This is a genomic window from Ruicaihuangia caeni (genome assembly GCF_040536845.1).
GTDB lineage: Bacteria > Actinomycetota > Actinomycetes > Actinomycetales > Microbacteriaceae > Ruicaihuangia > Ruicaihuangia caeni.
Window position 1 is genome coordinate 1,178,020 of record NZ_CP159582.1, and the last position, 20,739, is coordinate 1,198,758.

Annotated in this window: 15 protein-coding genes; 8 read left to right on the forward strand and 7 right to left on the reverse strand. The window is 68.2% G+C overall.

What is annotated here, in order from left to right:
- The first annotated feature begins 224 nt into the window (after positions 1-224).
- The gene (locus ABV606_RS05450; RefSeq protein WP_353988654.1) at positions 225-1,739 is read left to right on the forward strand and encodes a sugar transferase; all 1,515 of its coding nucleotides are present in this window, start codon (positions 225-227) and stop codon (positions 1,737-1,739) included.
- Positions 1,740-1,972: 233 nt separating this feature from the next.
- Positions 1,973-3,226 carry a hypothetical protein gene (locus tag ABV606_RS05455; protein ID WP_353988655.1) on the forward strand — a complete coding sequence of 418 codons (1,254 nt, stop codon included), beginning with the start codon at positions 1,973-1,975 and terminating at the stop codon, positions 3,224-3,226.
- A gap of 27 nt (positions 3,227-3,253) precedes the next feature.
- Here the strand turns inward: ABV606_RS05455 and ABV606_RS05460 are convergent, their stop codons facing one another.
- The 3 genes from ABV606_RS05460 to ddaH form a co-directional block, all read right to left on the reverse strand.
- Positions 3,254-4,375, reverse strand: a complete 1,122-nt coding sequence (locus ABV606_RS05460) for an acyl-CoA dehydrogenase family protein (RefSeq protein WP_353988656.1) — start codon at positions 4,373-4,375, stop codon at positions 3,254-3,256.
- Positions 4,376-4,504: 129 nt separating this feature from the next.
- Positions 4,505-5,611 carry a 3-hydroxyisobutyryl-CoA hydrolase gene (locus tag ABV606_RS05465; protein WP_353988657.1) on the reverse strand — a complete coding sequence of 369 codons (1,107 nt, stop codon included), beginning with the start codon at positions 5,609-5,611 and terminating at the stop codon, positions 4,505-4,507.
- Between the two features lie 119 nt (positions 5,612-5,730).
- Positions 5,731-6,579, reverse strand: coding sequence for a dimethylargininase (ddaH, locus tag ABV606_RS05470; RefSeq protein WP_353988658.1), 849 nt, complete (start codon positions 6,577-6,579; stop codon positions 5,731-5,733).
- 103 nt (positions 6,580-6,682) lie between these two features.
- Here ddaH and ABV606_RS05475 point away from each other — a divergent pair, with 103 nt between their 5' ends.
- A complete protein-coding gene (locus ABV606_RS05475; RefSeq protein ID WP_281488766.1) occupies positions 6,683-7,120 on the forward strand; it encodes an Lrp/AsnC family transcriptional regulator in 438 nt (145 codons plus the stop codon).
- 110 nt (positions 7,121-7,230) lie between these two features.
- On the opposite strand, the gene aceB is transcribed toward ABV606_RS05475, so the two are convergent.
- Positions 7,231-8,868 (reverse strand): malate synthase A, encoded by a 1,638-nt coding sequence (gene aceB / locus ABV606_RS05480; RefSeq protein WP_353988659.1) that lies wholly within the window; start codon positions 8,866-8,868, stop codon positions 7,231-7,233.
- 13 nt (positions 8,869-8,881) lie between these two features.
- On the reverse strand, positions 8,882-10,225 hold the full coding sequence (gene aceA, locus ABV606_RS05485) for an isocitrate lyase (protein WP_353988660.1): 1,344 nt from the start codon (positions 10,223-10,225) through the stop codon (positions 8,882-8,884).
- Positions 10,226-10,359: 134 nt separating this feature from the next.
- Here aceA and ABV606_RS05490 point away from each other — a divergent pair, with 134 nt between their 5' ends.
- From ABV606_RS05490 to ABV606_RS05500, 3 genes are all read left to right on the forward strand, one after another.
- Entirely contained in the window at positions 10,360-11,895 is a 1,536-nt protein-coding gene (locus ABV606_RS05490; protein WP_353988661.1) for a helix-turn-helix domain-containing protein, read from the forward strand.
- Between the two features lie 41 nt (positions 11,896-11,936).
- Positions 11,937-12,974 (forward strand): isopenicillin N synthase family dioxygenase, encoded by a 1,038-nt coding sequence (locus ABV606_RS05495; RefSeq protein ID WP_353988662.1) that lies wholly within the window; start codon positions 11,937-11,939, stop codon positions 12,972-12,974.
- Positions 12,975-13,150: 176 nt separating this feature from the next.
- Positions 13,151-13,507, forward strand: coding sequence for a GntR family transcriptional regulator (locus tag ABV606_RS05500; protein WP_353988663.1), 357 nt, complete (start codon positions 13,151-13,153; stop codon positions 13,505-13,507).
- A 70-nt stretch (positions 13,508-13,577) separates the two neighbouring features.
- Here ABV606_RS05500 and ABV606_RS05505 read toward each other — a convergent pair whose 3' ends face one another.
- Positions 13,578-17,096 (reverse strand): bifunctional proline dehydrogenase/L-glutamate gamma-semialdehyde dehydrogenase, encoded by a 3,519-nt coding sequence (locus ABV606_RS05505; protein ID WP_353988664.1) that lies wholly within the window; start codon positions 17,094-17,096, stop codon positions 13,578-13,580.
- Positions 17,097-17,781: 685 nt separating this feature from the next.
- On the reverse strand, positions 17,782-18,372 hold the full coding sequence (locus tag ABV606_RS05510) for an NADPH-dependent FMN reductase (protein WP_281488770.1): 591 nt from the start codon (positions 18,370-18,372) through the stop codon (positions 17,782-17,784).
- Positions 18,373-18,506: 134 nt separating this feature from the next.
- Between ABV606_RS05510 and ABV606_RS05515 the strand changes: the two genes are divergently transcribed.
- Both ABV606_RS05515 and ABV606_RS05520 read left to right on the forward strand, forming a co-directional pair.
- Positions 18,507-19,088, forward strand: a complete 582-nt coding sequence (locus tag ABV606_RS05515) for a MarR family winged helix-turn-helix transcriptional regulator (protein WP_353988665.1) — start codon at positions 18,507-18,509, stop codon at positions 19,086-19,088.
- A gap of 62 nt (positions 19,089-19,150) precedes the next feature.
- Positions 19,151-20,701 (forward strand): phytoene desaturase family protein, encoded by a 1,551-nt coding sequence (locus tag ABV606_RS05520; protein ID WP_353988666.1) that lies wholly within the window; start codon positions 19,151-19,153, stop codon positions 20,699-20,701.
- Positions 20,702-20,739: the final 38 nt, after the last annotated feature.

The following is a 20,739-nucleotide window of genomic DNA, read 5'->3' on the forward strand; positions in this document are numbered from 1 at the left end:
GTCAGACGCTATTCCCGCACGCTTGCACATGCCTCGATGCGCCAGGCGCGTCTGATCCGTCACGACCGATCCTGTATACCCGAAACAGGTTGAACCGTGAAGTTCGCCCTCATGGAGGGGCGAGAGATTACCCGACTCGCTCCTGATCGTTCATTCCCTCACTCAAACCCCGATCGCCCTTCTCATGCCCTTTCGGGCATTGGTGTGGCGCGCAGGATCCGGCGATGACCCGAGTCGCCGTGAGCCCCATTCCCGGCGTGCGCCGGGGCGCGTCACCTGGACGACTCGCGGTCGGCGGCCACCGTGCCGCCGCCGCGGTCGCTCCAGCAACCGGCACCCGCTGGTGCCGGAGCTACCGCCGCCGTCTCATCGTGACGGATGCCGTCGTGATCGCGACAGCGGCGTTCGCACCCATCGCTGCGATCGCAGCGGCGCGCGGCATCCTTCCCGCCAGCCCGCCGTTGTGGATCAGCGCGTCACTCGTGACGGTCGTGTGGCTCCTCGCGCTTGCCGTGTGGCGCACTCGCGAGACTCGAGTCCTGGGCGTCGGCGCGACCGAGTACAAGACCCTCGCGGGAGCCAGTGCGACGACGTTCGGCCTGCTCGCTGCGGTGTTCCTCGCCGCTGATTTCGAAGGCATCCGCACCTCGTTCATCTCCACGATGGTGGGCGGCACTGTGGCGCTCATGCTCAGCCGGTGGCTGTGGCGCCACTGGCTCACACAGCAACGTCAGTACGGCCACTACCTGTCGAAGGTGATCGTCGCCGGAGCCCCCGACGAGGTGCGCTACATCGTCGACCGCCTCGAGAAGCGCACCGGTGCCGCGTACCGCGTCGTAGGCGTCGCACTCGACGAGCCCTCGACGGGAACGCTCGCGACCGACACGGGAGAGGTGCCCGTGGTGTGCGGACTCGACACGGTGACCGAGACCGTGCAGCGCGTCGGCGCCGACACCGTGATCGTCACCGACCACACCGAGCGCGGCGGCACGTACCTTCGCGATCTGGGGTGGAAGCTGGAGGGCACGAGCGCTGAGCTGGTGGTCGCGTCGAGCCTGACGAACGTGGCCGGCCCCCGCATCCATCTGCGGCCGGTCGAGGGACTCCCGCTCATGCACGTCGAGCTGCCGCAGTTCGAGGGCGGAAAGCACGTGCTCAAGCGCGTGTTCGACGCGACCGCGGCAGGGCTCGCACTGCTGCTGCTCATGCCGTTGCTCGTCATGGTTGGCATCGCCATCAGGCTCGACAGCAAGGGGCCGGCGCTGTTCCGGCAAGAGCGGGTCGGACGCGGCGGCACGACCTTCATGATGCTGAAGTTCAGGACGATGGTGCCCGACGCGGAGTCGATGCTCGACGGCCTCGGCAGCGGAGACAGCAACGGCATGCTGTTCAAGCTGCGCGATGACCCTCGGGTGACCCGCCTCGGCAAGCTGCTCCGCCGCACGTCGATCGACGAGCTGCCGCAGCTGTGGAATGTACTCACCGGCGAGATGAGCCTGGTCGGTCCCCGCCCGCCACTGCCTCGTGAGGTCAACCAGTACGAGCCGCACGTGCACCGGCGGTTGTACATCAAACCCGGCCTCACCGGCATGTGGCAGATCAACGGCCGCTCTGATCTCAGTTGGCAGGAGAGCGTGCGTCTCGACCTGTACTACGTCGAGAACTGGTCACTCACGACCGATCTGCTCATCCTGTGGCGCACCCTCAAGGTGTTCGTCCGACCAGACGGGGCGTACTGATGCACGCCGCGGCCATCCACTCGCAAGAATTTGCGACACAGCGGATGCCGCGGCGATCCGCCCGGAATCGTCCAGCCACGCCAGGCCCCGTCCCGGCGTCAATCGGGAGGCGCGTCGGCGGCCACCGAGGATGGCGTGGCTGGGCCCCGGGTCGAATCGCTCCCGCCGATCCGCCACCGTGGCAGGTTCTGCTCCCGCGGATGCAGGCCCTGCGCAGCTGAAAGGCGCGGCGTATGCACATCGCGATGCTTGGCACCCTCGGCATGCCGACGCGAACCGTCGCGAGTGCTTCGGATCCCGACACCGACGCCGTTATCGCACTCGACGGCTCCGGCGCAGCCGACTTCGGGGTGATCCCGCAGGAGGTGGGACCTCGCCTTGTGGCGCTCGGCCATCGGGTGACCCTGTACTGCCGCGCAGACCGGCAAGATCCGGCTGAGGAGTGGCACGGCATGCGGCTCGTGACCCTGCGAGCCTTCGGCCCGTCGCCGACAGCGCGCGAAGCGGGCTGGTCGAGAGCTCGATCTCTGGGCACGTTCCTGCAGACCGCCAGGTCAGCGGCGCGGCTGCTGCGAGAGAACACGACCGATACGGCCTTCGTCTTCGGCACGGCGAACGCGATCGCGCTCCCCGTGCTTCGATCTGGCCGAGTTCCCTCGGGGCTCTACCTCGACTCCCAGCAGACCGCCGCCGTGCCGGGCAAGCGTCTGGAGCCGCTCGCCGAACGTGTCGCCGTGCGATTCGCCGACGCGCTGCTCAGCGACGATCAGGAGGTGGCCGAGAGGTTTCGTGCGCAGTTCTCGGCGTTGGTCGAAGTGGTCACCATGTCTGGTGACTCGAGCGCCGTCCCTCGCTCTCACCGGCGACTGGCCGAACTCGACCTCTTCCCTCGCGGGTATCACCTGGCCGTGTCGGCGCGCCCCGACGAAGACCATCTCCCCCAGATCATCGAGGGGTTCCGGCGATCGGGCACGCACCGCCCGCTCGTCATCGTTCCGCGCGTCAGCGCTGTCTCACCTCGGACCATTGAGCAGCTTGCCGGTGACGACCCACGTGTGCTGGTGCTCGGCGGAACGGCCGATGAAGAGCTCATCGCAGAGCTCACGGCGCACGCGCTGTCGTATCTGCACGGGTGCGCTATTGGCCGAGCGGACGCCTCGCTCCGGCACGCGATGGACGGCGGAGCGGCAGTCATTGCGTGGGATGCCGGGATCGGGCGCCGCACGGATGCCGGCGAGGCATGCAAGTGCTCCGGTTCTGCCGATGCCCTCGCGCGCGCGATCGACCTCGTGGACGAGGAACCGCACGAGGCGATGGCGCTCGGAACCCGGCTCCGGGCTCGCGCGCAGCAGCGCTCGCGATGGGACGCCATCGCCGAGCAGTACGAGCGCATCGCCTTCGCACTCCTTGAAGGGCGCAGCATCCGCGAACCGCGTGCGCACTTCGACCGCCGACGCTGGTCGCCGGACGCGATCGCCGGTTCTTGAGCGCCTCTCAGCGGAGCTGCGCCGGACTCACCCGCCGAGCAGCTGGCTTGCGACCGTCGAGTGCGCAGACTCGGGGTCGCTCGGGTGGAAGAGCCCGGCAAGCGCGTCGCGGTAGAGCCGGGAGAGCTCGTTGCCAACGCTGTACGAGCTGCCTCCCGACACCCGGATAGCGGTCTCGACGGCAGCGCGGGCAATGTCGACGGCCCGGGTCTTCGCTCCGACCAGGTAGCGGAACCAGGCATCGCCATGGTCGCTGAGCTCGTCGACGTCACGCGCGAGAGACTCGAGCTGCGGCGCGATCGAGTCGAGCGCGATCGCCGCGTCGGCCAGTTGCCACCGGATGTCGGGGTCGGCCGAATACGACTCGCCAGTGCGCATCGACATGCGGTGCTTCACTGCGTCGACACCGAGCTCGAGGGCGCGGTCGCCGATTCCCGCATACACCGCACCGATGAGGAGGAGGAAGTTCGCGAAGATCCCGAACATGTACGGGTCAGCGGTCGGCCCGACCGGGAGGATTCGGCCGACCCGCTCGGCGGGCATCTCGACAGCATCCAGCGACGTGGCATAGCTCTGCGTGGCGCGCATGCCGAGCACATCCCACTCGCCGACCGCACGGTGACCTGGGGTGTCCCGAGTGATGAAGCCGTGCACGAGTACCGGGCGCTCGGGGTCGCTGTCGTCACGACCGAAGATTCCGAGGCGCGTCCACGCTGGCGAGAGCGAGGTGAAGATCTTCGTTCCGGTGAAGCGGTACCCGCCGTCACCGGTGGGCTCGGCCTTGGTCCGCGAGTCGAACATCACCAGGTCATTGCCGGCTTCGCTGTTGCCGAACGCGAACAGTTCGCCGGCCTCGGCGTCGGCGAGCACCCAGTCGAGGCTGTGATCGCCGCGGTCGTGCAGCACCCGGGCGACCCCGACGACCACGTGGTGCATGTTGATGCCGAGCGCCGTCGCCGGAGCGTACCGGGCAAGCAGGCGCTGATTCCGAACGCCATCGAGCAGGGGCTGCGGTCGCAGATAGCCTGCCTGCCGCAATTCGTCGAGGTCTTCGCTGAAGAACGCGTTGTCGCGGTCGTAGCCGGGCGCACGCGAGCGGATGCGCTCGAGCAGCTCGGGACTGAGCACGGAAGAACTTGGGGCCGTCATTCCCCCACGCTACTCAGCGCGGCTGGGCCCGTCATCATCGCCCGTCCGGGCCGGGCTCGGGTTTCGGACACGGGCTGGGGTCGGGCCGGGCTCGGGATGCTCCCGCCCAGGGCACACGCCGGCAGGACGTCAGAACAAGGGGCCATCGGCGGCCGGCCGCTCGAAGAGCGCCCGCACCTGGTCGGCGTCGACATCCTCGAGCGCCGCAGGGCTCCACCGAGGAGTGTCGCGATCGACGAGCAGCGCCCGCACGCCCTCGCGGGCGTCAGGCATCTCGGCGAGCGCCGTCATCGCCCGGTACTCGAGCTCGAGCGCTTCGCGCAGATCGACTCCCTGCGTGCGACGCAGCAGTTCGAGCGTGGCGACGGCCGCGGTGGGAGACACAGCGAGGATCGCGGATGCCGCAGCCTCGGCATCCTGCCCCCCATCTCCCCGCGCTGACTCACGCAGCGCCTCGACGATCTGCGGAACCGAGTCGCTCGCGTAGCAACGGTCGATCCAGTGCTGCTGGGCCATGAGGGTCGATTCGGGAACCGGCGCCGCGTAGTTCGCGACCGCGGCGTCGATGGCAGCGGCGGCCGCGACAGCATCCGCAGGTTCGTCGAGCTCGTCGAGTGCTATCAGCACTGCCTCCACCAACTGCACGAGGTGGGTGCTCGCGACAGTGGTATCAGCGAAGCCGCAGGCGATCGCGTCGGCGCCATCGAACTGGCCAGAGGTGAGCCCGAGGTGGCGCCCGATGGCGCCGGGTGCGGCGTTGAGCAGCAGAGAGCCCCCGACATCCGGAACCATTCCGATGCGAGTCTCGGGCATCGCCAGCTTCGAGCGCTCGGTCACGATGCGGTGGCTGGCGTGCGCGCTGACTCCGATGCCGCCGCCCATGACAATGCCGTCCATGAGAGCGATGAAGGGCTTCGGGAACTCCGCGATCTGCAGATTGAGGTGGTACTCGTCGCGTAGGAAGGCCGGGGTGAGTGGCGCGTCGCCGTTCTTGTGCAGATCGCCGCCCGCGCAGAGCCCGCGTTTGCCGGCACCGTCGAGCAGCACCGCGGAGACGCTATCGTCGGTCGACCACTCGGCGAGCGCTGCGGCCATGGCCAGCACCATCTCGTGATCGATCGCGTTGAGGGCACGAGGCCGGTTGAGCGTGATGCGCCCGAGCCGCCCCTCGGTGCGCACGATGACGGGGGCATCGCCGAGCGCTTCGCCCGGCGTCGACAGATCGGCAACAGACATGCCGTCAGCCTAAGACGGCGCTCGCTGCTGGCCGGGACAGCGAGCGTGCACGTATTCTCTACCGCCTGATTGGCGCTACGAACTGGACGAGCTCCGCGTGCGCACCGAGCGTCGTCCCGCTAGCGGAGCTCAAGCGTGCAGCACTTGATGCCGCCGCCGCCGCGCTTGAGCTCGGAGAGGTCGACCGGCACGGGTGTGTAGCCCGCATCCTTCAACTGCTCGTGCATACTCGTCGCCTGGGCTGCGACGACGACGTTCTTGCCATCGCTGAACGCGTTGAGGCCGAACACGTCGGCAGAGGCGCGGTCGACCTCGATCGCTCCTGGGAACCGCTCGCGCAGCGTCGCCTGGGAGGCCTCATCGAACGCCTCCGGCAGAAAGGCGATAGCTGCTGGTCCGGCAGCAGCGGAGTCGAGCACGGCGACGGCGGTGTCGAGGTGGTAGAAGCTCGGGTCGACCAGCCTCAAGGTGACGACCTCGCGGTTGAACGCGGCAGCCACTTCGGCATGGCTCGACGAGTCGCTGCGGAACCCCGTGCCGGCGAGGATTACGCCGCCCACCAGGAGGAAGTCGCCCTCGCCCTCGTTGATGTGCCGGGGCTCGCGCAATTCGAAGCCGTTCTGCTTGAACCACTCGTTGTACCAATGCGCCTCGGGCTGCCGCTCGGGGTAGACGAAGCTCGCCCCATACGCGACCCCGTCGATCACGAAGCCGCCGTTCGCGGCATAGACCATGTCGGGAAGTTCCTCGACAGGGTCGATCAGTTCGACCTCGAATCCGAGTGAGCGATATGTGTCGTAGAGGTGCTGCCACTGCCGCATCGCGAGCTCATGGTCGGTGTGCTGCTCGGGGTGCATCCAGGGGTTGATCCGATACGCCACGGTGAACCAGGTCGGACGGCACATGAGCACTCGCCTTGGCACCGCTTCGCGATGAGCGGCAGCGGATGCCGGACGAGTCAGAGTCATGGCTCCATGCTCACATGTGGGGCGCGGCCGCGCGATGGCTTGGCTTGCATGATTCCTGCAAGCAACGGCCGGGTTGCGCAACAAAACGCCATAGACTGGCGGTGTGGACAACCTCGACCGGCAGATCATCGAGCAGCTCAGGCTGAACGCCCGCGCCGGCTACGGCGACATCGGCGCGGTCGTCGGGCTCTCGGCATCCGCTGTGAAGCGCAGAGTCGATCGGCTGGTCGAGACCGGCGTGATCCGCGCATTCACCATCGAGGTCGATCCCGCTGTCGACGGTCTGGTCGTCGAGGCATACGTCGAGCTGTTCTGCCGCGGAACCGTCGCACCTGATGAGTTGCGCAGGCTCCTGAGCACGGTGCCCGAGGTCGTCGACGCGGGAACGGTCACCGGTTCGGCCGACGCCGTCGTGCACCTGCGCGCCCGCGACATCCCGGGGCTCGAGGACGCTCTCGAACGCGTGCGCGTCGCACCCAATGTGGATCACACGCGCTCGGCGATCGTGCTCTCCCGACTGATCAAGCGCGACCCCCGCTGATACCGAGAGCTGGGCCGTGGCGAGCCCCGTCGACATGGCGCCGTTCGCCAGGTGGCACCCCAGGTCGCTGATGGAACCTCGACGAGAGCGATCGACCGGCAAAGCCGCCTTCAAGCGGCGGCCGAGTCCTCGCTCTCGACACCCGATGCCGCAGGCTCGACGAGATAGCGGCTGTAAGCGCACAGGGTGAGGAAGGTCGGAAACTCATCGCCGAGCGCCACCTCGCGCAACACCTCCACGGCGTCATCGATCCGATCACCATCCACACGTGGCAGGTCGGCGACGACCTCGGCGAGCAGGCGCTCGACATATGCGCGAGTCACGGTCTCGCCGTTCGACGTGTCGGTCGCATGCTGGATCCACTGCCAGAGTTGCGAACGGCTGATCTCGGCGGTGGCCGCATCTTCCATGAGGTTGTCGATTGCGGCGGCGCCCACGCCCCTCAACCAGGAGTCGATGTATCGCACGGCAACAGAAATGTTGTTGCGTACGCCCTGCTCGGTGACCGCAGCCTCGGGGACCGCGACATCGAGGAGTTGGCGCGCGGTCACCTGCACGTCCTCGCGTCGATGATCGAGCTGGTTCGCTCGGTCGCCGAGCACGGCGTCGAACTCTGCCCGTGCCGTGTCGATGAGGCCGGGGTGCGCCACCCACGTGCCGTCGAAGCCGTCGGCGGCCTCTCGTCGCTTGTCAGCGGCGACCTTGGCCAACGCGAGCTCGGTCACCTCGGGATCGCGACGGCTAGGGATGAAGGCGCTCATGCCTCCGATCGCGTGCGCGCCGCGGCGGTGACAGGTCTTGACGAGTAAGTCGGTGTACGCGCGCATGAACGGTAGAGTCATCGCGACTTGGTCGCGATCGGGCAGCACGAATGACCGGCCGCGGTCGCGATAGTTCTTGATGACCGAGAACACGTAGTCCCAGCGCCCGGCATTGAGTCCAGCGCAGTGGTCCCGCAGTTCGTACAGGATCTCCTCCATTTCGAAGGCCGCTGGGAGTGTCTCGATCAGCACGGTGGCCCGGATGGCGCCATGGGAGACGCCGATGAACCGCTCCGCGAACGTGAACACCTCGTTCCACAGCCGGGCCTCCAAGTGGCTCTCGAGCTTGGGCAAGTAGAAGTAGGGCCCGCTGCCTCCCTCGATCAACTGCATCGCGTTATGGAAGAAGTAGAGACCGAAGTCGACGAGGCTGCCGCTCGCCGGCATCCGCGCTCCCGTCCGGTCGACGTAGGCGAGGTGCTTCTCGACCAGGTGCCAGCCACGCGGACGCATCACGATCGTCGGGATGCGATCGGCCGTCACGCGGTATTGCTTGCCTTCCGGGCTCGTGTACCGCAGCTGCCCGCGCGCCGCGTCGAAGAGTGACAGCTGCCCCTCGACAACGTTGGCCCACGTCGGACTGGTCGCATCTTCCTGATCTGCGAGCCACACCTGGGCTCCGCTGTTCAGTGCGTTAATCGCCATTTTGCGGTCGGTCGGGCCCGTGATCTCGACTCGCCGATCGATGAGTCCCGGTCCACCGCCGACGACCCGCCAGCCGTCGTCACGACGGATGTGAGCGGTCTCGGGCAAGAAACGCAGGTCGCGCCCATTCGCGAGCTCTGTGCGCACGCGCATCCGATCAGCCAGACGATCATGCCGGATGCCGGCGAAACGGTCGTGAAGTTCGGCGATGAACTGAAGGGCGTTCGGCGTGAGGATTTCGTCGTACCGGTCGCGCATGGGACCGGTGATCTGGATAGTCATGATCGGGGGCCTCTCAGTGGAATTGTGCAGTCTCGGTCGAACCGGCGAGGGCGAGGGTCTGGCTGTTGGGGTTCAGTGCGGTCGCGATGCGATCGAAGTACCCTGTGCCGACCTCTGCCTGATGGCGAGTGGCGGTGTAGCCGTCAACCTCTGAGGCGAATTCAGCCTCTTGCAGTTCGACATACGCGCTCATCTGGCGATCGCGGTAGCCGCTCGCGAGAGTGAACATCGAGTGGTTGAGGGCGTGGAAGCCGGCAAGAGTGATGAATTGAAACGCGTAGCCCATCGCGGCCAGTTCCTTTTGGAAGCGCGCGATCCGGTCGTCGTCGAGGTGGCGCTTCCAATTGAACGAAGGCGAGCAGTTGTACGCCAGCTTCTTCCCGGGAAAGCGCTCGTGGATCTGCTCCGCGAAGCGTCGTGCCAGATCGAGATCTGGTTCGGCCGTCTCGACCCAGAGGAGGTCGGCGTAGGGTGCGTATGCGAGGCCGCGACTGACGACTGTGTCGAAGCCGGGAGTAGTTTCGTAGAAGCCTTCGGCGGTGCGTTCGCCTGTGAGGAACGGCTGATCGCGTTCATCGACATCGCTGGTGATGAGGTTGGCACCCAGTGCGTCGGTGCGGGCGATGATGACTGTCGGCACACCAGCGACATCGGCGGCGAGACGCGCGGCATTCAGTGTGCGGATGTGCTGAGCGGTCGGCACGAGCACTTTGCCACCCATGTGGCCGCACTTCTTCTCACTCGCGAGCTGGTCCTCCCAGTGCACGCCGGCCGCACCGGCCTCGATCATGCCCCGCATGAGTTCGTACGCATTGAGCGGCCCACCGAAGCCAGCCTCGGCGTCCGCAACGATGGGCGCGAGCCAATCGCGCCCATCGCTTGTGCCAGTCGAGTGCTCGATCTGGTCGGCCCGCATGAGCGCATTGTTGATGCGCCGAACGACGGCCGGAACGGAATTCGCGGGGTAGAGACTCTGATCCGGGTAGGTGTGACCGGCGAGGTTCGCGTCGGCCGCGACCTGCCAGCCTGAGAGGTAGATCGCCTTCAGGCCAGCGCGCACCTGCTGCACGGCCTGGTTGCCCGTGAGCGCGCCGAGAGCGTTCACGAAGGGCTGCTCGTGGATGAGCCGCCACAGGCTTTCGGCACCGCGGCGTGCCAACGTGCGCTCTTCGATCACGCTGCCGCGAAGCGCGACCACGTCTTCAGCGGTGTAGTCGCGCTCGATACCCGCCCACCGCGCTTGGGTCTTCCACTGGTTCTCGAGTTCGGCGGCGGTTTGCGTCTGGTCGCCCGTGCGCGGCGCGCGGTTGCCACCCGGGGGTGCGGCAGGCGATGAGTGGTTGACGGGGGTGCTCATCTCGGTACTCCTATTAGTCGGACGCGCGTTCAGCACGTCGCAGCAGGGTGCTGTGAATTCGAGATTGGTCGATAAAACCACGACAATCTCGGCATCCACTTGCAGAATTTCGAGCCGTTTTCTACGATCCAGAAATGCGCAGAGCAGCCGGGCCAGCTGGCGGCCCCGAACGGGGACGCGAGGAGCCGCAAGACCAGGAGAACGAGTTCGACGCACTGCTAGTGGGGCGCCGAATACGCCAGCTACGACTCGATCGCGGCATGACGCTCGAGGCACTCGGCGAAGCGATCGGCCGAGCCGCGTCACAGGTGAGCGTGCTCGAGAACGGCAAGCGCGAGCCGAGACTCGGCGATCTCCAGCGAGTGGCTCGAGCACTCGGGGTCACGCTGGAAGCCCTGCTTTCTCGCGAAGCGCCGAGCAGACGCGCGGCACTCGAGATCGCCCTCGAACGCGTTCAGCGAGGCCCGCTATTCGCCGCGCTGAACATTGAGCCGCTCGCGGTGCGACGATCACTGAGCGATGCCGCTATTGAGACGATCCTCGCGCTGCACGACGAACTCGATCGCGTCAACCGGGAGCGGGCGGCCACCCCCGAGGAGGCGCGTCGGGCAAACACCGAGTTGCGCGAGCAGATGCGGAGGCAAGACAACTACTTCCCCGAACTCGAAGCCGAGGCCGCCAAGCTGCTCGAAGCCGTCGGTCACCGCGCTGGACCGCTCTCACAGCGCGTGGCCGCAGACCTCGCGGCACGCCTCGGGTTCACGCTGCACTATGTGGGCGACCTTCCGACATCCACGCGCTCAGTCAGCGACCTCGCTCACCGGCGCATCTATCTACCCGCGCGCTCGACCGAGGATCCCCGCGGCGAGGTGCTGCGAGCGCTGGCTCGGCATGTGCTCGACGTGCGAGAGCCCCGCGACTATGCCCAGTTCCTGGCCCAACGCGTGCAGACGAACTACCTCGCTGCGGCGCTCATGGTGCCGGAGCGAGGCGCAGTCGCGTTTCTCTCCGAGGCGAAGCAGCGGCGCGAGCTCTCGGTTGAGGATCTGCGAGACGCCTTCGCGGTGACCTACGAGACAGCAGCGCATCGCTTCACGAATCTGGCCACGCGTCACTTCGGCATCCCGGTGCACTTCATCAAGGTGCACGAGTCGGGCTCCATCTCGAAGGCCTATGCGAACGACCAGGCGCAATTTCCCACCGACGCGCTCGGCGCGGTCGAAGGTCAACTCGTCTGCCGGCAGTGGGCCGCGCGTCAGGTGTTCGCGGTCGAGGATCGGCTCAGCCCGTATCACCAGTACACCGACAAGCCGAACGGCAGCTACTGGTGCACTTCGAGCATTCAGAGCTCGCGCCATGGCGTCTTCTCGGTAAGCGTTGGCACACCGTTCGCGCACACGAAATGGTTCCGCGGCCGCGATACCACGAACCGTCACAGCTCGACGTGCCCCGACCCTCAGTGCTGCCACCGACCGTCATCTGCGCTCACAGAGCGCTGGGCGAACGCGGCATTGCCCGACGCCCGGCTGGAATCGTCGCTGCTCGCAGCCGTGCCAGTCGATGCATTCACCGGCGTGGACCATATCGAGGTGTATGAGTTCCTCGAACGTCACGCTCCCACTGAACGCGCGGCATCCATCAATCGGAGCACCGGCCAGCCGCTCCCGTAATAATCAACAAACCCACGCCTCGCAGTGCTAGAACGGTTGCCATGTCAACCTCCACTTCGTCTTCGCTCTCGCTACCCGTGCTCGATCTGTCACGGCTCGCGTGTGGTGACGAAGAGGCTGCCGCGTTCCGCGATGATCTGCGCCGCGCGACTCACGAAGTCGGGTTCTTCTACCTCACCGGGCACGGCGTGCCCCAGGAACTCATCGATCGCATGATCTCGGTCGGGCGCAAGTTCTTCGAGCTGCCCGAGGCAGACAAGCTCGCGCTCAATATGGTCGACAGCCCGCATTTCCGCGGATACACCCGCATCGGCGGCGAGCTGACGCAGGGGGCCGTCGACTGGCGTGAGCAGATCGACATCGCCACCGAGCGCGAGCCCGTGACGGATCCGGATGCCGAGGACTTCTGGGTTCTCCAGGGACCGAACCAGTGGCCGGCCGCCCTACCCGAGCTGCGGGAGCTCGCCACCGAGTGGATCGAGCGGCTCAACGACGTGAGCCTGACGCTGCTCCACGCCTGGGCAGAGGCGCTCGGCGCTCCCGCCGACGTGTTCGATCCGGCGTTCGCCGAGCGACCCGCACCGCACATCAAGATCGCCCGATACCCGGGCAAAGAGGATGCCGGACAGGGTGTCGGAGCCCACAAGGACCTCGGCGTGCTCACCCTCCTCTACGTGGAGGAGGGCAAGGGCGGATTGCAGGTCGAGCGCGACGGCCAGTGGATCGACGCACCTCCGGTCTCGGGCGCCTTCGTGGTGAACATCGGCGAATTGCTCGAGATCGCGACCAACGGGTACCTCAAGGCGACCATGCACCGCGTGGTCTCGCCGGCTCCCGGCCAAGACCGCATCTCGGTGCCGTACTTCTACGGCCCGGCCCTCGACGCGACGATTCCGACCATCGACCTGCCGCCGGAGCTCGCCGCCGAGGCTCGCGGGGTCACGCGCGATCCGTCGAACCCGCTGCATCCGGTGTTCGGCAAGAACTGGCTGAAGAGCCGGCTTCGCGCGCACCAGGATGTCGGCTGGGCCCACCACCCGGAGCTCATGGAGGCGCAGGGCTTCACCCGCGACGCCTGATGCGTCAGGGGGCCGAGCCCGGGCGGGCCTCGCCTTGGGTGAGCGTCTTGCTTCCGGGCTCGGCTCGGCTCGGCTCGGCTCGCCCCTGCCCTCGTGCGGTGACCGTGGCGCGCCGACGCGACAGAATCGAGAGCGAGCGGTGTCGACGGATGCCGCGGCCCGAGGCAGGAGGCGGCATGCCGTTCATCATCGACGCGTCAAGCGCGACACCACCGTTCGAGCAGTTGCGGCTGCAGGTGATCGAGCAGGTGCGTTCGGGCGAGCTCGCCCCGGGTGCTCGACTCTCGCCAGTCCGGGCGCTGGCGGAGCAGCTCGGTCTGGCGGCCAACACGGTGGCCCGGGCCTACCGTGAGCTCGAGGCTGACGGCGTGATCGAGACGCGGGGTCGCGCCGGGTCGTTCATTGCAGCGCACGGGGATGCCACTCAGCAGCAGGCGCAGCTCGCGGCGATCGCGTTCGCCGAGCGGATGCAGCACCTCGGTGTCGCGCGTGACGACGCCCTCGCGTTGGCGCGGGCGGCACTCGACCGCTGACCCTCGGCACCAGGCGGCCGAGCACTGCAGCGACCCGCACGAGCGCCGAACTCGCGCGTGCGGCATCCGATCAGAGTTCGAGGTCGAGCAGCTCTCGATCGAGCGAGCCGTACCGATGGGCGGTGATTGACACCGCCTGCTCTCGCAGGAACGGCAGCAGCTCCACACGTCCGGCGTCGGTGACAGGGTCTGCGAACAGGGCGAAGTCGGGGCTGCCGCCGGTCGCCGCGGCGAACGCTGCGGTGTCGCCGCCGATCATCCTCACCCGGCTCACGGAGGGCGTCCGGGAGTCGGCGGTGCCGCGCGCGGCGAGGTCGGCCATGCGGCGGTTGAACGCGGCATCCGTCTCTACCGTGATCGACTCGACGTGCAAGGGCGAGTCGGCACCGGCGAACAGTGTTGCGAGCGGCGCCGGAAGCGGTTCGGGCGTGCTCACCAGAACCGTCGCGCCGGCGGTCGCTGCAGCGGCGAGCACTCGCACGAAGTCGCCGAAGTCGCCCTGCTCGGCGAGCCGCACGAGCGCCCGCGCCGGCAGGTAGCGGAACACGTTGCGCTCGACCCCCAGCCCGGAGAGGTCGCGCGGCACACCGAATCGGTCGCGCCACTCGACCGCGTCGTCGGCTGCACCACGCCGGGCTCGGTCGAACTGCGCGTAGTCCATGCCGGGCTGGGCGGCCTCGATGAGACCGGCGATCGCATCGGACACACCGCTGAGCCTCAAGTGCTGCCGCTGCGGCGACGGCACGGGCTCCCACCGCCCCAGCGAAGCCACATAGTCGGGGCCACCGGCCTTCGCGCCAGGACCCACCGACGAACGCTTCCACCCGCCGAACGGCTGGCGCCGCACGATCGCACCGGTGATCCCGCGGTTGACGTAGAGGTTCCCCGCTTCGACGTTGCTCAGCCAGTGACTGATCTCCTCGGGGTCGAGCGAGTGCAAGCCGGCCGTGAGCCCGTAAGCGGGAGCGTTCTGCAACGCGATCGCCTCATCGAGCGTGGTGGCCGACATGAGGCCGAGCACTGGACCGAAGTACTCGGTGAGGTGGTACTCGGAGCCCGGCTGCACCCCATCCCGCACGCCCGGAGACCACAACCGACCGGTGTGATCGAGCCGTCTGGGCTCGAGCATCCACCATTCCCGAGCACCGAGGGTGCCCAGCCCTCTGGCGAGCTTGCCTTCGGGAGGCGCGATGACCGGGCCCATCACGCTGCGCGGATCCGAGGGCCAGCCGACCCGCAGCGACGTGACGGCGTCGAGGAGCTTCGCCTTGAACCGCGACGACTCCGCGACCGAGCCGACGAGGATGACGGTCGATGCCGCCGAGCACTTCTGGCCCGCATGCCCGAACGCGCTCTTCACGATGTCGGCCACGGCGTGATCGAAATCGGCGCTCGGCGTGACGATGATCGCGTTCTTGCCGCTCGTCTCCGCGTGCAGGTCGAGTTCGGGACGCCAGGAGCGGAACTGCGCGGCCGTATCGTACGAACCGGTGAGGATCACCCGATCGACGAGCGGGTCTGTGACGAGCTCACGCCCGAGGTCGCTCGAGTCGAGCGGCGCGAACACGAGCAGGTCGCGCGGGATGCCGGCCTCCCACATGAGCTCGGCGAGCACCGCAGCCGTGCGCTCGGACCGCCGTGAGGGCTTCAGCACCACAGCGCTCCCGGCGGCGAGCGCGGCGAGCACACCGCCGGCGGGGATCGCGATGGGGAAGTTCCACGGCGGGATCACTGACGTGACACGAGGCGGAACGAAGCGCGCCTTCGTCACAGTCGCGAGCTCGCGAGCACTGGCCGCGTAATAGTGCGCGAAATCGATCGCTTCGCTGACCTCCGGGTCGGCTTCGCCGATCGTCTTGCCCGCCTCGGCGGCCGCAACTTCGATCAGCCGATCACGGTGCGCAGCGAGGGCGGCGCCCACGGCGTCGAGCGCGCTGGCGCGTTCCTCTGCAGACCGCGCACCCCAAGCCTCGCCTGCGGCAGCGGCCGCTTGCAGCAGGTGTCGCAGCCCGGCGACAGAGCCGACTCTTGAAGCAGCGACCGTCGCTTCACCGGCATCCGACGCTGCTGCGCGCTGCAGGATCGCCCGACCCCAGGCGCGGTTCGCCCCGAGTGCGGGGTCGGTGTCGGGAGTGTTCGTGAAGGCAGCGACGGATGCCGCGGGCGCGACCACCGCGCCGCGCTCGGCCTCAGCATCCGCTCGGTCCTGGGTGCGGCGGGGCTCCGCGCTCACCGTGTCGATCAGACCGAGTGACTCGCGGAACCGCTGCGCTTCGAGCTCGAATGCGCTTCCTTCGGCATCGAGCAGCGGTAGTGAGCTCATGAAGTTCTCTGGGCTCGCAGCCTCTTCGAGCCGGCGAACGAGGTAGCTGATCGCGGAATCGAATTGGGCGGGGTCGACCACTGGCGTGTAGAACCGCACCGCCCCCACATCCGCTGACACGGCTGCGGCTTGTGCCGGCGCCATGCCCAGCAGCATCTCGAAGTCAGTGCGGCCTTCGACGCCGCGCTGCCGGGCGAGCAACCAGGCGTACGCGATGTCGAAGAGGTTGTGGCCCGCGACCCCGAGGCGTACGACCGCCGCCCGCTCGGGAGTGAGCGCCCACTCGAGCATGCGCTTGTAGTTGGCATCGGTCTCGGCCTTGGTGGCGTACGGCGCGGGCGCCCAGCCGTGCAGCGCCGCGTCGACGTGCTCCATGGGCAGGTTGGCGCCCTTCACGAGCCTCACCTTCACCGGTGCGCCGCCATCGGCGACCCGGGAACCGGCCCATTCCGCGATCCGCTGCAGCGCCGCGAACGAGTCGGGCAGGTAGGCCTGCAGCACGATGCCCGCCTCGAGTCGACGCAGCGTTGGTCGGCTCAGCAGCCGCATGAACACCGCGACGGTCAGGTCGAGGTCGCGGTACTCCTCCATGTCGAGGTTGATGAACTTGCCACCGGCTGCAGCCGCGTCCTCGTAAAGCGGTGCGAGCGTGTCGACGACCTGGTCGACGGTCTCATCGAAGGCCCAGAGGTTGAGTTGGCTGACGACCGATGACACCTTCACCGACACGTAGTCGACGTCGCTCCGGGCGAGGAGGGCACGGATGCCGCGGAGCCGGCGCGCGGCCTCGTCGGCGCCCAGCACCGCCTCGCCGAGCAGGTTGATGTTGAGCGCCGCGCCACCCTGGCGCAACCGCGCGAGGGACTTGTCGAGCTTCTCGGGCGTCGCGTCGACGACGAGGTGCGAGACGGTGCTGCGCATGACGCGGCGAGCGATCGGCACGACGACCGGAGGCATGAGGGGGGCGAAGCCGCCGCCCATCAGCACCGCGGCGCGAAGCCAGGCGGGCAGGCTGCGGGGCACGTCACGGCTGACCCGCTCGAACTCTCTGGCTGCGACGCCGAGGTCGTCGGGGCGCACCACACCGTCGACGAACCGCCGCGCGAAGCTGAGGCCGCCTGGGTCTTGCAGCAGCTGCATCAGCCGCCGGGAGTGAGGGTCGGCATGCTGTGCACTGCTCGCTTGCAGCCAGCGCCGAACCGTCGCGATCGAGGCGTCGGCGAGCGCCACGCGATCCGCGGTCGCAGAGGGGTCTGTGATCGACACACGACCAGTGTGCTCCCACCGCTTGCGAGAACGCAGGGCACCGGATGCCGCGGGTCGCTGTGGTGCCCCGGTTCGCCGTCGCGTGGGTTGGCCCCGCCCTGCCGCTGCGGGTCGCCCCGTCGCCCGCGGTTCAGCGTGCGACGGGGTGCCGGACTGGCTGCCGCCCGACGCCGGGCTGGACCAGCATCCGCGCCACTTACGTGCTTCCGCGCCACCTCTACGTGGCGCGAATGAGCACACGTGGCGCAACTGCGACCGAAGGTTCGCGCTGAGAGCCTCCAGTCGAGACGGTGCGCCGTCGCGAGCTCGCCGTCGAGAAGGTGCACCGCCCCAGCGGCCTGACTGACGCCCGACGCCAGGCTGGACCAGCATCCGCGCCAGTTACGGGCTTCCGCGCCACCTCTACGTGGCGAGACGACGCGGGGGCGCCGTAGAGACGGCGCGGGATGGCGTTGAGACGGCGCGGGCCGCGTTGAGACAGCGCGCGGTCGAGAGGGCGCGGGCGCGCGGTCGAAAGGGCGCGGGCGAGAGGGCGAGAGGGCGAGGGGCCAAGAGGGCGAGGGGCCAAGAGGGCGAGGGGCCAAGAGGGCGAGGGGCCAAGAGGGCGAGAGCGCGAGCAGACGCGCGTTAACGCGACTGTGCCCCGCGCCAGAAGGCGCAGGGCACAGTTCAGCGATCTCGCGGATCAGGCAGCAGCGGCCTCGGCGGCCTGCGCCTCGCGCACGCTCTTGAGCGCCTCGGCCCAGGCGACGACCTGTGCGATCTGCGCCTGCAGCTCGGGAACCTTCAGCTCGTTGGCCGGCTTGAAGGTGCTGAAGTTCTCGAAGTCGGTGAAGATCGAGAACATGACGTGCTTCTGCACGTCGGCGATCTGCAGCTCGGCGAGCACCTGACGCACGTGCTCACCGGCGCGCACGCCACCCATCGAGCCGTAGCTGATCACGCCGGCGGCCTTGTTGTTCCACTCGGCGCCGACGAAGTCGAACGCGTTCTTGAGCGAACCAGGCATGGTGTGGTTGTACTCGGGCGTGATGATGAGGTAGCCGTCGAACTCGCCGACCTTGGCCGCCCACTTCTTGGTGTGCTCGTTGCTGTACTGGCCGTATCCGGCGGGCAGCGCCTCGTCGAGGTTGGGCAGCGCGTAGTCGTGCAGGTCGACGAGCTCGAACTCGACGCCCTCCGCCGCTGCGTTCTCCTTGACCCAAGCGCCGACCTGGTCGCCGACGCGGCCGGGACGGGTGCTGCCGATGATGATGCCGATCTTCAGATCTGCCACGAAGGCTCCCTTTCTTACGTTTCGGTGCCGCCGAGGGTTCCGGCGGCCGCCATCCGATCGATCATGTCGATCAGTGACGCGTCAACAATACGCGCCCATTGGTGATGTGTCAACTAAACGCTAGAATGGGTGGCATGTCTGAAGTTGCTGCGATCAGTGAGCGCGAGTGGGAGGTGTGGCGCACCTTCTACGGCATGCGCCGCCAGCTCGACCGCGCCATCGAGCAGCAGCTGCAAGAGGATGCCGGCATCTCGCGTCCCGAGTTCGAGATCCTCCTCGCGCTCTGGGAGGCGCCGCAGAAGCGCCTGCGCAGCCGCGAGATCGCCGAGTTGATCGGCTGGGAGAAGAGCCGCATCTCGCATCAAGTGTCGCGCATGGAAGCGCGCGGCCTGGTCGAGCGCACCGAGTGCGACAGCGACCTGCGCGGCATCTGGGTCGGTCTGACGCCCGACGGCCGACGTGCGGTGCTCGGCGCCTCGCGCAAGCACGCCCTCAAGGTGCGCGAACTCTTCTTCGACGCGCTGGATGCCGAGCAACTCGACGCCGTGCTCGAGATCTCGAAGCGCGTGCTGGGCTCGATCGACGCTCCGGCTTGCGACATCGTCGCGCAGCAGGCGCAGCAGGCGCAGCAGGTGCAGCACGCACAAGACGGCAACAGCGACGGCAACAGCGAAGCAGAGAGCCGCGACTCGAACGAGGCGGCGCAGCGCGCGTGAGCGGGCTCGCTCCAGCCGCGCCGCGAAGCGCCCTACCGGCATTGCACCCCTAGGCTCACACCATGTCCGACGTCTACGATGTCGCCGTCGTCGGCGGAGGCCACAACGGGCTGACCGCCGCCGCCTACCTGGCGAAGGCGGGCAAGCGCGTCATCGTGCTCGAACGCGAGACGCAACTCGGCGGCGCGGCGGTCTCGGCCCGACCGTTCCCCGGCATCGACGCACGGCTCTCGCGGTACTCCTATCTGGTGAGCCTGCTGCCGCAGCGCATCATCGACGACCTCGGCCTCGGCATCCGTCTCGCGAGCCGTCGCTACTCCTCCTGCACGCCGCTGCCCGGCACCGACCGCGCACTGCTGATCGACGACTCGGATGCCGCCGAGACGACCGACTCGTTCGCCTCCGTCGGCGCCCTCGACGACGCCGCGGCCTGGCGAGACTTCGCGGCAGACACGGCCCACCTGGGCTCTCGACTCTTCCCCTCGATGCTCGAGCCGCTCCAGCACCGCCACCAGGCGCGCGCTGCGGTCGGCGACGACCGCGTGTGGAACAGCCTGGTCGAGCAGCCGATCGGTTCCACGATCCAACGCACCTTCGCGAGCGACCTGGTTCGCGGCGTCGTGCTGACCGACGCACTCATCGGCACCTTCGCCCCGGTGGTGGACGAGACCCTCGCCGCGAACCGCTGCTTCCTCTACCACGTGATCGGGCAGGGCACCGGCCGCTGGGACGTGCCGGTCGGCGGCATGGGCGGCATCACCGGCGAGCTCGCCCGAGCAGCGCTCATGGCCGGCGCCTCGCTGAGCACCGAGAGCGAAGTGACCGCGATCACTCCCGATGGAGAGGTGCTGTACCGCAGCGGCGATGGCCAGCGGGCGGTGCAAGCGCGCTGGGTGCTCTCGAATGTGGCGCCCACCGTGCTCGAGCGCTTGCTGAGCGCGGGCGGCGCGACGATCGACGAGCCGGCGGTTGCCCCCGAGGGCGCGCAGATCAAGTCGAACCTGCTACTGCGTCGACTGCCTCGCCTCCGCAGCGGCATCGAGCCTGCAGCGGCCTTCGCCGGCACCCTCCACATCAACGAGACCTGGTCAGCGCTCGGCAACGCGTACGACGCAGCGGTGCACGGCGCACTCGGCGACCCGCTGCCGGTCGAGGTGTACTGCCACACGCTCACCGACGACAGCATCCTGTCGCAGGAGCTGCGCGATTCAGGCGCCCACACGCTCACGGCGTTCGCGCTCCAAGCACCGCACCGACTCGGCGTGTCGCGGGACGACGCGCAACGCGCCCTGCTCGCCTCGCTCGACTCGGTACTCGCGGAGCCCATCGAGTCGGTGCTCATGACGGATGCCGACGGCCGCCCCTGCATCGAGACCCGCACCACTGCCGACCTCGAAGTCGCCCTGGGAATGCCGGGTGGCAACATCTTCCACGGACCGCTCTCATGGCCCTTCGCCGAGGACGACGCGGAGCTCGACACACCCGCGAAGCGCTGGGGCGTCGCGACCCCGCACGAGCGCGTGCTCATCTGCGGGTCGGCCTCGCATCGAGGCGGAGCGGTGAGCGGCATCGGCGGGCACAACGCGGCGATGGCGGTGCTCGAGGCCGGCTGAGGCGCTGGAGGCCTCGCCGCGCGCGGTGCTTGCGCGGA

Coding starts and splice junctions, on each gene's coding strand:
- ABV606_RS05450 (WP_353988654.1), top strand. CDS start 225: ATGACCCGAGTCGCCGTGAGCCCCATTCCCGGCGTGCGCCGGGGCGCG.
- ABV606_RS05455 (WP_353988655.1), top strand. CDS start 1,973: ATGCACATCGCGATGCTTGGCACCCTCGGCATGCCGACGCGAACCGTC.
- ABV606_RS05460 (WP_353988656.1), bottom strand. CDS start 4,375: ATGACGGCCCCAAGTTCTTCCGTGCTCAGTCCCGAGCTGCTCGAGCGC.
- ABV606_RS05465 (WP_353988657.1), bottom strand. CDS start 5,611: ATGTCTGTTGCCGATCTGTCGACGCCGGGCGAAGCGCTCGGCGATGCC.
- ddaH (WP_353988658.1), bottom strand. CDS start 6,579: ATGACTCTGACTCGTCCGGCATCCGCTGCCGCTCATCGCGAAGCGGTG.
- aceB (WP_353988659.1), bottom strand. CDS start 8,868: ATGACTATCCAGATCACCGGTCCCATGCGCGACCGGTACGACGAAATC.
- aceA (WP_353988660.1), bottom strand. CDS start 10,225: ATGAGCACCCCCGTCAACCACTCATCGCCTGCCGCACCCCCGGGTGGC.
- ABV606_RS05490 (WP_353988661.1), top strand. CDS start 10,360: ATGCGCAGAGCAGCCGGGCCAGCTGGCGGCCCCGAACGGGGACGCGAG.
- ABV606_RS05495 (WP_353988662.1), top strand. CDS start 11,937: ATGTCAACCTCCACTTCGTCTTCGCTCTCGCTACCCGTGCTCGATCTG.
- ABV606_RS05500 (WP_353988663.1), top strand. CDS start 13,151: ATGCCGTTCATCATCGACGCGTCAAGCGCGACACCACCGTTCGAGCAG.
- ABV606_RS05515 (WP_353988665.1), top strand. CDS start 18,507: ATGTCTGAAGTTGCTGCGATCAGTGAGCGCGAGTGGGAGGTGTGGCGC.
- ABV606_RS05520 (WP_353988666.1), top strand. CDS start 19,151: ATGTCCGACGTCTACGATGTCGCCGTCGTCGGCGGAGGCCACAACGGG.